The following is a 12141-nucleotide window of genomic DNA, read 5'->3' as shown; positions in this document are numbered from 1 at the left end:
CTCCCTCATACCGCCCCGCACGCACGGCACCCCCCACCTCACGGCCGGCGTGCGGGGCACCCCCTCACCCCCCAAGGAGACCCCTCTCATGCGCATGCGTCACCACGCCGTACGGATATCCCTGCTCGGCATCGTCCCCCTCGCGCTCACCGCGCTCACCGCCGCCCCGGCCCGGGCGCACGGCTCCCTGACCGACCCGGTCAGCCGGGTGTCCGCCTGCTTCGCCGAGGGACCGGAGCACCCGCGCTCGGCCGCCTGCAAGGCGATGGTCGCGGCGGGCGGCACCCAGCCGCTCTACGACTGGAACGAGGTCAACATCGGCGACGCCGCCGGGCGCCACCGGCAGATCATCCCCGACGGCAAGCTGTGCAGCGCCGGCCGCGACAAGTACAAGGGCCTGGACCTCCCGCGCGCCGACTGGCCGGGCACAAAGCTGGCCGCGGGCAAGCACACCTTCCGCTACCGGGCGACCGCCCCGCACCGCGGCACGTTCGCGCTGTACATCACCAAGGACGGCTACGACCCGAAGAAGCCGCTGAAGTGGGCCGACCTGGAGGCGAAGCCGTTCGCGAAGGTCACCGACCCGGCGCTGAAGAACGGGAGCTACGTCTTCGACGGCACGGTCCCGAAGCGGTCCGGGCGCCACCTGATCTACAGCGTCTGGCAGCGCTCGGACAGCCCCGAGGCGTTCTACACCTGTTCCGACGTGGACCTCGGCGGCGGGGCACCGGCGACGAAGGCCCTGGCTCCGGCGGCGAACGCGCCCAGCGACGCGCAGATCGCCGAGGGGGTCGGCAAGTCGACGGTCGACCACGGCGGGCACGGAGGTGACAGCCCCGGCGAGGGCACGCACGGCGGGGGAGAGCACGCCGGCAGCGGGCCTGCCGCGGACGGGACCGGGCCGCAGGCCGCGGTGAAGGCCGCCAACGCCCCGGCGGCCCAGGGCGGGCGTCTCGCCGAGACCGGCGGCGACAGCAGCACGACGGCGTTGGCCGTCGGGGGCGCCGGGATCCTGGCGGCCGGCTCCGCCACCTTCTTCCTGGCCATGCGGCGACGCTCCGCCCGCGGCCGCGCTTGAGCGCTCCGCTGGGAGGGGGAAGTCGGGCGCGTCACCTGCGGGTGCGCTGTGGCCGGCCGCGCGGTTCCCCGCGCCCCTTTGGGGCGCGGGGAACCGCGCTCCAGGCACCCGACCGCACCGCTGGGTACGGGCCCGAATGCCGTAGCATGGGTTTCTCATAACTCCCTCTACTTCTGGTGGCATCAGGCTGTTCACCGTGACCTAACGGGACCGCATCATCTCTCCTAAGCAGCAGCGTGGCGAAGCCACCGTCGACCGTCTCCTGACCGCCGCCCTTGAGGTGTACGCCGCCTCGGGCCCGCAGGGATTCACGGTGAACGCGGTGACCGCGGCCAGCGGGGTGAGTTTCGGCAGTCTGTACCACCACTTCGGCAGCTTCGACGGCCTCGCCGCCGCGCTGTACACCCGGTGCCTCGGGCAGCTGTTCGACGAGCTGACCGCCGCCCTGACCCGTTCCCGTACCGCCCGCACCGGGGTCCGCGCGCTCGTCGCGGCCTATCTGCGCTTCACCGAAGAGCGGGCGGACGTCGCCCTCTTCCTCCACGCCTCGGCCTACTCCGGCTATCTGACCTCCCACGCCGAGCAGATCAGCGCGGCCAGGACGGTCATGCTGCGCGGCATCGTGGACTGGATGCGCGCGCGCATGGAAGCCGGTGACATCGTGCCCACCCCCGAGCCGCTGATCGAGGCGCTGGTCATCGGCCCGGTCGCCGAGACCGCGCACCGCTGGCTCTCCACCACCTACGACATCGACCTCGCCGAAGCCGCCCGCATCCTGCCCGAGAGGATCTGGCGGTCCCTGCGGCCGGAATAGCGGCGGGGGGCCGCCATGACGCCCCCCGGGACACGACACCGCCCCTGCCCGCCGGTGGTCACCGGCGGGCAGGGGCGGGCGGGATCGGACCCGGGTTCAGGCGCGGGTCAGACGCAGGAGGTGAACGTCGGGCTGACGTTCGCGCTGTACAGCGTCGCACCGCCGGCGGGGTCGCTCTGGACGGGGACGGTGATGGTGTCGTCGGCCGTCCAGGGCAGGCCCTGGGCGTCGAACGTCCAGTTGCCGGTCACCTTCCTCGCCAGCTTCGCCAGGGTCACCCAGCCGTAGTTCTTGTCGGGCACGCGCACCGTGATGGCGTCATTGACCGACGACGAGCCCCGCCAGGTGTTGTTGAAGGTGAGGGCGGAGCTGATGGTCGCCTGCAGCGCCATCTCGTTCCCGCCGCTGATGTCCGACTGAAGGGTCGTCCCGATGCTGCTCTCCCAGCCGGACTCCTTGGTCACCGAGAAGGTCTGCGGAACCTCGGAGCCGGTGTTGTTGTACCAGACCGCCGACGCGCAGACCTTCGGCAGCGGCGCGGCCGGGGCCTCACTCTTCACCGTCCAGTGGCAACTGGCGGTGTTCTTCTGGCAGACCCTGGCGCCGTGGTCCACGGCCAGGTTCCACGCGGCGGCCGAGGCCGTGGTCCACCGCTGGTTCGCCGCGCCGTGGCAGGAGGACTTCCCCGTCCAGGCGTCGTTGTACTGGGCGTTGGCCGTGAGGTCGATGCACGAGTTGTCGTTCGCGTTGCGGATCATGAACGCGTCGGTGGACCCGGAGACGGGCTGGAAGTACCACTTCTGGCTCTTCTGGCCCCGGCAGGTCTGCTGGCGCAGGGCCGGCCAGCCGACGTCGATGCACTTGCCCGTCGTGTTGTTCACGATGCTGAAGGAGGAGTCCGTCGCATCGACGTTCAGGCGCCAGGACTGGTGGTGCCCGGGCGCCGAGTTGGTGACGATGTAGGCCCCGTCGTTGCGCGAGCCGTTCTGCACGTCGAGCGCCCGGCCGTTGCCCTGCGACGTGAACGTCATGCACTGGAGGGCGGAGTCGCAGTTCTCGGCCGCGTGGGCCGGTGCCGCCAGGGGCGGTGACAGGGCGATCCCCAGGGCCGCGCAGCAGGCCGCCAGGGCCGCGGCGACCATGCGGAGAAACGGCACCGGGCGTCTCGGGGCCGGGGTGAACGTCATAGGTGTGTTCTTCCTGTAGCGATGAGAGGTTTCGAACCAGGCGCCCTGAAAGGCCGCCGCCGGAGTCACTCGGAGGCGAAGGCCGCTTCCAGGCGCGGCACGTAGTCCACGAGGTCCTGCGCCCAGCAGCCGGCGTTGTGCCCGCCGTTGCAGGCACTGCCCCAGCCGGAGCCGTTGCCGTAGTCCACGTAGTGCGAGGGGTACTTCAGGGCGTCCAGCCGCTCCTTGGCGTGCTGGGAGGCCGACTGGGCCCAGAACTCCGGCTCGGCGGGGTTGCCGCCGCCGTTGCCCGTGTAGAGGGTGACGCCGATGCCCGCCTGGGCCAGCACGCCCATGCGCGCGACGGGGTCCGCCGCGTTCCAGTGCCGGTCTGCGCCCAGGATCGGGTACGGCGTGCCGAAGATCGCGTCGCTGGACACCGTGGGGCCGAAGTTGAGCGAGCAGGCGGGGCCGGAGGTGCCGCAGAGCGGGGCGCCGATGTTGGTCAGCGTGGCGACGACCGCGGCGCGCATCACGGCGTGGTTGCGCGAGAGTTCGTTGGCGCCGGAGAGCGAGGCGACCTGGCTGAACAGGTCGGGACGGCGCTGGGCGTAGTGCAGGGCGCCGAAGCCGCCCATCGAGAGGCCGCCGACGGCCCGCCCCTTCTTGGAGGCGACCGTGCGGAGGTTGGCGTCGATGAAGGGGATCACCTGGCTGAGGTGGAAGTTCTTCCAGTTCTGTGCGCCGGCGGCGGTCTTCTGGTCGAGCCAGTTGGTGTACCAGCCCCTCCGGCCGCCGTCCGGGATGACGGTGATCATCGACTGGGCGGCGGTGAGCGCGGGGTAAGCGACGCCCGGGTTGCCCGGGTCGTCGGAGGCGCCGTGCAGGAAGTAGAACACCGGGTAGCGCTTGCCGGGGTTGTCCGCGTAGTCGCGCGGCAGCAGGATCCGGATGCGGTGCTCACCGGCGACCTCCGGAGTGGTCACGGTGACCACGAAGTTGGTGGCGGAGCCGGTGGCGGCGCCCACCTGGGTCAGGCCGGAGGCGTCGGTCAGCGGTGGCGGGGCCGGGGCGCCGGCCTGCGCGGGCGGAACGCCCAGCGCGAGGAGGGCCGTGGCCAGCGCGGCCACGGCCGCCTTCGCCCGGGCCGGCCGGCCGCGCAGGGCCGCTAATCGCGCGGTGACGGCCGTCACGGCCGGGTGGAGCGTCATCGGGTGCCTTCCGGTCCTGGCGAGGCGGCTGAGGGCTGGGGGTTCACCATGCCGGGAACCCTAGCCAGTTCCAGAACATTTTTCTATAAGATCATTCTAATTTCGCTGCTGGGCTCGCCGCCCTCGCCGGTCCGGTCAGCAGGTGGGAGTGCGCGACCGCACGGCCATGTCCTCCCAGAACTGCCGGAGTTCGGCCGTCGTCATTCCCTGCCACGGGGCCCGCTTGCGCCGCAGCCAGGACAGCGGGTTCAGGCACCGGTACCCGCGCAGCAACGCCTGCTGCTGCCGGCAGAACGCCTCGCGCAGCTCGGCCCGCGGCTGCTCTCCCATCGCGGGGTAGGGGCACAGCTCGAACGGGCAGTCCCGCAGGCAGGCGCTGCCCGGCGGGGAGCTCTCACTGGTGCCCACGGTCCGCCGCGGGCGCAGCGGCCCGCGGTCCTTGGTGAGGCACGGGGGCAGCACGGTGCGGTCCGCGCGCTCCAGGCGCGCCTCCAGCTCCGCCGGCCGGCCGTCGCGTTCGGTGAGGTTGAGCACGAGGAGCACGTCCGCGAGGAGCTGCTGCGCCCGCGGGTGCAGGGTGCTCCAGCCCACCGACGGGGGGATCCAGAGGTTGTGCTTGCGGTACGCGCCGGGGTCGGCGGGGGAGGAGCCGATGTTGTTCATGGCCCCGATCTCGTCGATCCAGATGAAGTGCTCGGGGTGCCCGCTCTCCAGGGCGAGGACCGCGAGGGCGGCCGCCTCGGCGACGAAGGGGTGCAGACGGTCCCCCTTGCGGGTCCGGTCGCCCGGGTGCAGCGCGCGGGGGTCCTGCTTGCTGCCCGCCAGCGCGAGCCAGCGCCGCACGGCCCGGGTGGGGTCGGTCCGCGGGGCGGGACGGGCCGCGCCGGGGACGTCGTCCGGGTCCGTGGCCAGCCGGTCCGGCAGCTCCCACAGGCACAGCGCGTGGATGAGCGTCATCTGCGAGTACCAGAAGCGCGCGTGGGAGAGCATGTTCTCCGCCTGCGCGACGAGGAACTCCCGGGCCGCGTCGTTCGTCTGCGGGTGCCGCCTGCGGCGGTTGGCGGCGCTCTTGAACCCCTGGGCGAGGGCGATTTCGAGGGAGAGGGACAGGTCGGCCCGGTGCGAGGGGGAGTGTTCCGGCTCCAGGTGGCCGAGCCACAGGCGCAGCCGCTCCTTCGCCTGGTCCCTGTGCTTGTCGCCGACCGAGGCCACCATCATCGGCACGAGCCAGGCACGCATGACGAACCGGCGCCAGATCCGGCTCCTGCGCTCGGCGCCCTCCTTCACACACTTGCCGTACTGCGCGCGGGTCTGCTCGTTGTCGGGCCGCAGCCCGAGGAAGATCTCACGGGTGCGCTGCTCCGCCCGGGACTGCTCGCGGAACGCCCGCTCGTACTGCTCCCACGGGTCGTCCCCCTCGGGCGAGTCCTTCTGCGGCAGCGGGAACATCACGCGCAGCACATCGAAGGCGCTGTCCCCGCCCGCCCCGATCTCCTGGGCGATGGCCAGCCGGAGCGGGTAGGACGGCTCGACCGCGGCGATCTCGAAGAACCACTCGTAGGCCGGGGTCCGGCCGCACGCCGCGTCGCCGGAGCGGCACTTGGCCGCGTCGACGGCCCGCAGGGCTTCGCCGAACCGGCGGACGAGCCGCGCCTTGGCCCCTTCCAGGGTCCTGCGGTCACTGCCCCTGATCTCTTCCCAGCGCTGGTGGAGCGTCCGGGCGATGCGTTCGTGCTCGGCCGCTCCGGTGGCGCTGTCGATCTCGAAGGCGGCCGCGTACATGTCGAGCGCTTTGGCGTCCTTGCGCGTGCCCGCCGCGTCCAGGAGCTTGCGGACGACGGCGACCTGGCCGGCCTTCGCGTCGGCGTCCGGCCGGCTCCCCAGGGCCGCCCGGGAGTTCAGGACGAGGGCGATGAGCAGCTCCCGGCCGGGTTCTTCGAGCGCCCGGGTCAGGGGCTCGTACCCGGCGACGTCGAGGTACCGGGCCCCGAGGTACGCCTGGACGATGCTGTGCGGGAAGCGCACCCGCTCGCCGCGGGATTCCACCAGGCCGAGCTGTTCGCCTTGCGTGGCACACAGCGACAACAGGGCGCGGCGGCGCCGGTCGTCGGTCTCTGCGGCGCCCAGCCCGCACAGTTTCTCCCAGAGCCGGTCCCGTACCCCGGTCACGGGCTCCGCGGCGCCGGCCCCGTCCGGTCCCGTCAGCTCGTCGAGGCGGACCTCCAGCCGGTCCCGGAGCAGTCCGATGCCGGCCAGTGCCGAGAGGACTTCGACGACGACCTCGCGCTGTTCCCGGGCCAGGGCGATCTCGTCGTGGATGCGTCCCGCGACCAGCGCCTCCCGCCAGGTGTCGAGGAGGCGCCACCGCAGGCCCGCCCGGTCGGCGCTGCGGGTGTCCAGCTCGGCCCAGCCCTTGGTGCCGGTCAGGTGCTCCAGCAGGTGGTACTCGCGCAGCTGCCGGGCGATCTGCAGATACAGGGGCGACTCGGAGACGGCCGCCGTCTCGACGATCCAGTCCATGCGGTGGCCGTCCAGGTCGGGGTGGCCCTTCTCCAGGTACTCCAGCGCGGCCTCTTCGCTGAGGGGCTCCAGATCGACGACCGCGGCCCGGGTGTGCTCCAGTGGCGCGTGCGGGCGGGAGGCGATGACCAGGGGGAGCTTCTGCTGCTCCGCCCGCTGGATGGCGCGGCGGATGAGGATGTCCCGCTCCTTCTGCTTGTCGTCGTCGGCGAAGGTCTCCTCCAGGCCGTCGGCGATGACGACGGCCCGGTCGTCCATGCAGAGCTGCCGCCACACCCGCTCGCTCTGCCGGCCGGACAGCACGTCGCGGTCCACCTCGTCGCGGAACCGCTTCATGCCCAGCTCGCGGAAGTCCAGCCCCGAGCCGTTCAGGTCGACGTCGCGCAACCGGATGGGGACGGGGACCGCCCCCTTCTTCGCGAGCATCTGCGTGAGCTCCACGAGCACCGACGTCTTCCCGGTGCCCACGCCGCCCACCAGCAAGTACGGGCGTCTGGTGCGCCGGTCGCGCAGGGCCCGGGCGATGACGAGGCACATTTCCTTGCGCCCGACCACGTGCGCGAGGGTGGGGCCGGCCGTCGGCACGATGCTGCACGGGTCCTTCCGGGCCGCCCGGGTCAGGGGCCTGCGGACGGAGACGTACGGCAGGACGAGGAAGACGAGCGTCGCCAGCCCCAGGCTGAGGAAGGGGGCCAGGAACCCGTAGGTCACCGCGCAGCCCGAGCCCGAATCCTGGCACCACCGCTCGACCGCCGACTTCTCCCCGCTGACGACCGCGTAGCTCGCCGTCCCGACCCAGGCCAGCAGCACCACCACGGCCACCCAGGAGAGCCGCTGCACCAGCACGATCGGCGACCACTTCATCCACCAGTGCCGGGCGGGCGCCACCTTGTCGCGGGCGGCCATGCGGACCAGCGCCCGGCGCAGGAACCGCCGGACGGCCTCGGCCCCGCGGGAGAGGCAGCGCCGCGGGCGGACCAGGAGGGGGGTCCTGCGTGGTGCGACTTTCCCCTGGGGATGTCGGATGAGGTAGTTCATGCCGGATCAGCCGCCCTAGCGGTCCTTCCGGGCGCCACCCCGGAACTTCCCTTCCTCCATCGTGCGCCGGGTTTCCGGCCGCTGTCGAACGCTGGAGCCCGCCGCCCCCGCGCGGGCGGGCGGTGGTAACCATCGGGCGCGGTGTCTCGTTTGACCGGCTATGTTCACCAGGAAGAACCGCTGTGCCCTGATCGGTCTGACCGCCCTGCTCTGCTGGGCCCCGGCCGGCCCCGCCGCGCCCTCGGCGAAGTCCCGTGCCGAGCCGGTCTCGACGCTCCGCGTCACCGTCGTGAAGGCGCGGGACCTCAAGAACGAGGACGGGCTGCTCGGCAGCGCCGTCAACCCCTACGTGGTCCTCAGCTCCGGGACCCAGAAGCACCGGACGAAGACGGTCTCGCACGCGGGCCCCGAGGCCAGATGGAAGGAGACGTTCATCTTCACCGGACAGAACTCGTCCAGCGTGCTGAGTCTGAAGGTCTTCGACCGTGACCTGATCCGTGACGGACTCGTCGGAGCCGTGTCGGTCCCCCTGCGCGAGAACGTGCGCGGCGGGGGGACGACGGAGCGCTGGTACACCATCGCCAAGAAGGCCAAGGTCACCGGTGAGGTGCAGCTGAGGATCGCGCCCGGGCCCGCGCGCTGACCCACCGGAGCGGCCGTCGTCAGCGGGGGCCGGTACCGCGGGCAGCACGTGGTCACCGATCCGCCCCCCCCGGCGGAAATCGGGCCGTGGGCGAGGCCGGTGCCCGCCCCGATGGAGAAATCGGCCACGCAGGCGATCCCGCCCCGGGCGGGATCGCCTGCGTGGGCTCGGCGGCAGCCCGGAGAGGAACGCCGGGCAGGATGTATTTCCAGCCGCCGCCTCGCAGGTGAAGGGGGTGGTGCGGGGGCGCGCGCGGGCGGAACGCGGAGGACGGCTCGACTTGGCCTGTACATGACCTATGGCTGGTGGTCGTATGAGCCTCCCGGAGCACGCCCGCACAGCAGCTGGAGGGGTCTCCATGTTCAGACCGTTGATGATCGGCGGCGCGAGCGTCGCGCTCATGGCCGCCACGTTCTCGCCGTCGGCTGCCGCGGACGAGGCAGGCGGTCCGCCGCCCGGCAGGGTCGAGATCGACGTGGTGGCCGTCAATGGATCGGGCTGTCCCGCGGGGACGGCCGCCGTCGCGGTCGCGCACGACAACACCGCGTTCACCGTCTCCTACAGCAGATACCTCGCCCAGGTGGGCCTGGGCGCCAAGCCGACCGACTTCCGCAAGAACTGCCAGCTCGGGCTGAACGTCCACGTCCCGCAGGGCTACACCTACGCGATAGCGCGGGCCGACTACCGGGGCTTCGCCCACCTGGAACGGGGCGCCACGGGCCTGCAGCGGGCCGGCTACTACTTCCAGGGCATGTCGCACACGGCCACCGCGAGCCACCGCTTCGCCGGCCCCGTCAGCGACAACTGGCAGACGTCCGACGTCACGGACGTCGAGGCGCTCGTCTTCGCCCCGTGCGGCGCCCAGCGGATCCTCAACATCAACTCCGAGCTGCGGGTGGGCGCCGGCACCTCGGACCCGTCGACGACCAACAGCTTCATGGCCATGGACTCGACGGACGGCAGCGTCAACACCCTCTACCAGTTCGCCTGGAAGGAGTGCCCCTGACCGGTTCCCCGCGGGCACATACGGCGTGGAGTGCCGCCAACGGCTTCCGGTGAACGGCGCGCCGTTCCCGAAGCGGCACTGAAGCGGTACTGAAGCGTGGGCCGCGTCACCGCCCGGGCGCCCGTGACCGGGGCGTCCGGCGGTGGGCGGTGTCGGCTCGATCTGTTCCGTGCACATCCCGTCGCTGATGGTGACATGGACCATCACGTGTCCGAGTGGGCCCTGGGCCCGGGGGAGGGATCTCCATGTTCAGACCGGTGATGACCGGCGGTGCGGCCGTCGCGCTCGTGGCGGCCGCGTTCACGCCGTCGGCGGCCGCGACCGGATCCGGCGACGGGGTGCCTCCGCCGGACAAGATCGTGATCGATGTGGTCACGGTCAACGGCTCCGGCTGTCCCGCCGGGTCGGCGCACGTGTCCGTCTCGCCGGACAACACCGCCTTCACCGTCACCTACAGCACCTACATCGCCCAGGTGGGCCTGGGCGCCAAGCCGACCGACTTCCGCAAGAACTGCCAGCTCGGGTTGAACGTGCATGTCCCGCAGGGCTTCACCTACGCCGTCGCCCGGGCCGACTACCGCGGCTTCGCCCACCTGGAGAAGGGCGCCACGGGCCTGGAGCGGGCCAACTACTACTTCCAGGGCATGCAGCAGACCGCCTTCATGAACCACCACTTCACCGGCCCCCTCAACGACGACTGGCAGACCTCGGACACCACGGACATCGACGCGCTGATCTACCACCCCTGCGGCGCGAAGCGGAACTTCAACATCAACACCGAGCTGCGGGTGGACGCGGGGACGTCCGACCCCACCAAGACCAACAGCTTCATGGCGATGGACTCGACGGACGGGAACATCAACACCGTGTACCACTTCGCCTGGAAGACGTGCCCGTCGTAGACGCGCCGTTGCCGCCTGCGGCGGCGAGCGCCTTCCGGGCGCGTCAAACGCCGGACGGGCTCTTCAGCCCGTCCGGCGTTTGAGGACACCGCCGCGCAGCGGTGGTGCGTCCCCACGATCTGCCGGCGGAGCGGTGAGGCGGCGGGCGAGCGGCTCCGTCCAGCGCCCGGTGAGCGGGCCGAGGAGGACCAGCACCAGGACGTAGGCGGTGGCCAGCGGGCCGATGCGCGGCTCCACCCCGGTGGCCAGCCCGGCGATGACGACGGAGAACTCGCCCCGGGCCACCAGCGCCCCGCCCGCCCGCCAGCGCCCCGCGGCCCCGAGACCGGCCCGCCGCGCCGCGTACCACCCGGTGGCGATCTTCGTGACGGTGGTGACGGCGGCGAGGAGCAGCGCGGGCCCGAGGACGGGAGGGATGTCCGCCGGGTCGGTGCTCAGGCCGAAGAAGACGAAGAACACGGCGGCGAACAGGTCCCGCAGCGGGCACAGCAGCCGGTGCGCGCCCTCGGCGACCTCGCCCGAGAGGGCGATGCCGATGAGGAAGGCGCCCACGGCTGCCGAGACGTGCAGCTCCTCCGCCACCCCGGCGACGGAGAGCGTCAGGCCGAGGACGACGAGGAGCAGCATCTCCGGGTTGTCGCAGGAGACGGCACGGGTGATGAGCCGCCCGTGCCGCACGGCGACGTAGAAGACGGTGCCGACGGTGACCAGCGAGATGAGCAGGGCCAGCCCGCCCTCGGTCAGGCCCAGTCCGGCCAGCAGGGCGGTGAGGACGGGCAGGTAGACGGCCATGGCGAGGTCCTCGATGACCAGGATGCCGAGGACGACCGGTGTGGCGGGGTCCCCGAGGCGGCCGAGGTCGGTGAGGACCTTGGCTATGACGCCGGAGGAGGAGACCCAGGTGACGCCCGCCAGGGTCACCGCGGCCACCGCGCCCCGGCCCATGAGCAGCGCGGCGAGGGCGCCGGGCAGGGCGTTGAGGACGAAGTCGACGGCGCCGGAGGGGTAGTGGGCCCGCAGGCTGGCGGCCAGTTCGGAGGCGCTGTACTCCAGGCCGAGGAGGAGCAGCAGCAGGGTGACGCCGATGTCGGCCCCGGTGGCGACGAACGACTCGCTCGCGCTGAGCGGACGGATGCCGCCGTGGCCGAAGGCGAGCCCGGCGAGCAGGTACAGGGGGATGGGGCAGAAGCCGATCCGCCCGGCGAGGCGGCCGAGGAGCCCCAGGGTGAGGATGATGGCCCCGAGTTCCATGAGGAGCGTCGTGGTGTGGCGCATGGGCGCTGACCTCCGGTGGTCGGTGCGACGGCGGCGGCTGTGCCTGCGGGGCTGTTTTTGCGGGGCGCCGGAGACGGCACACGCGCTGTCTCCGTGCACGCGGGGATCACCTCGTGAGCAGCGGTGACCGCGGCGCGCGGACGATCGGGTGGGGACGGTGACAGGGGCCGGGCCGGCGGGACGGTCCCGCCCGGCCGGGGGCGCGGCGTGCTTCAGCCGCTCACGGCCGTATCGGGCACGCCGTTGCGCGCACGGGCGGTGATGCGCGCGGAACGGGGGAGGCGGGACGCGGCGGGCAGGGCGGGGGCGAGGATGGTGGGCGGCCTTGCGGCGGTGCGGCCCCGCTCCATCGCATGCCCCCCGTCGAGCCGGCGCCGCCGGCTGCTCTGCCGTGTCCGTGCGGGCGAGCACCCGCACAGCTCAACAGAGCGACTTCGGGGCTCGATAGAGCATCCTAGTCGGGCAATACCATAGGATAAACGGCTTCA

At 72.2% G+C, this 12141-nt stretch carries 9 protein-coding genes; 5 read left to right on the top strand and 4 right to left on the bottom strand.

Annotated elements, in window-relative coordinates:
• Positions 1–88 precede the first annotated feature (88 nt).
• Both ABZ951_RS01570 and ABZ951_RS01565 read left to right on the top strand, forming a co-directional pair.
• Positions 89–1078 carry a lytic polysaccharide monooxygenase gene (locus ABZ951_RS01570; protein ID WP_344092309.1) on the top strand — a complete coding sequence of 330 codons (990 nt, stop codon included), beginning with the start codon at positions 89–91 and terminating at the stop codon, positions 1076–1078.
• 217 nt (positions 1079–1295) lie between these two features.
• Complete coding sequence (locus ABZ951_RS01565) at positions 1296–1892, top strand: TetR/AcrR family transcriptional regulator (RefSeq protein WP_344092376.1); 597 nt, start codon at positions 1296–1298, stop codon at positions 1890–1892.
• A gap of 107 nt (positions 1893–1999) precedes the next feature.
• Here the strand turns inward: ABZ951_RS01565 and ABZ951_RS01560 are convergent, their stop codons facing one another.
• The 3 genes from ABZ951_RS01560 to ABZ951_RS01550 form a co-directional block, all read right to left on the bottom strand.
• Entirely contained in the window at positions 2000–3079 is a 1080-nt protein-coding gene (locus ABZ951_RS01560) for an RICIN domain-containing protein (RefSeq protein WP_344092307.1), read from the bottom strand.
• 65 nt (positions 3080–3144) lie between these two features.
• Positions 3145–4269, bottom strand: a complete 1125-nt coding sequence (locus ABZ951_RS01555; protein ID WP_344092304.1) for an alpha/beta hydrolase-fold protein — start codon at positions 4267–4269, stop codon at positions 3145–3147.
• A 135-nt stretch (positions 4270–4404) separates the two neighbouring features.
• On the bottom strand, positions 4405–7827 hold the full coding sequence (locus ABZ951_RS01550) for an NACHT domain-containing protein (RefSeq protein ID WP_344092302.1): 3423 nt from the start codon (positions 7825–7827) through the stop codon (positions 4405–4407).
• Positions 7828–7987: 160 nt separating this feature from the next.
• On the opposite strand from ABZ951_RS01550, the gene ABZ951_RS01545 reads away from it, so the two are divergent.
• The 3 genes from ABZ951_RS01545 (at position 7988) to ABZ951_RS01535 (ending at position 10378) form a co-directional block, all read left to right on the top strand.
• Positions 7988–8470, top strand: coding sequence for a C2 domain-containing protein (locus ABZ951_RS01545; protein WP_344092301.1), 483 nt, complete (start codon positions 7988–7990; stop codon positions 8468–8470).
• A 358-nt stretch (positions 8471–8828) separates the two neighbouring features.
• Positions 8829–9476: a DUF4360 domain-containing protein gene (locus ABZ951_RS01540; RefSeq protein ID WP_344092300.1), complete on the top strand. Its 648-nt coding sequence runs from the start codon at positions 8829–8831 to the stop codon at positions 9474–9476.
• A 245-nt stretch (positions 9477–9721) separates the two neighbouring features.
• Entirely contained in the window at positions 9722–10378 is a 657-nt protein-coding gene (locus tag ABZ951_RS01535) for a DUF4360 domain-containing protein (protein WP_344092298.1), read from the top strand.
• 63 nt (positions 10379–10441) lie between these two features.
• On the opposite strand, the gene ABZ951_RS01530 is transcribed toward ABZ951_RS01535, so the two are convergent.
• Entirely contained in the window at positions 10442–11653 is a 1212-nt protein-coding gene (locus ABZ951_RS01530) for a cation:proton antiporter (protein ID WP_344092296.1), read from the bottom strand.
• Positions 11654–12141 lie beyond the last annotated feature (488 nt).

The organism is Streptomyces sp. NPDC046215, from assembly GCF_040646215.1.
GTDB classification, from domain to species: Bacteria; Actinomycetota; Actinomycetes; order Streptomycetales; family Streptomycetaceae; genus Streptomyces; species Streptomyces stramineus.
This window is presented reverse-complemented; position numbering and strand designations above follow the sequence as displayed.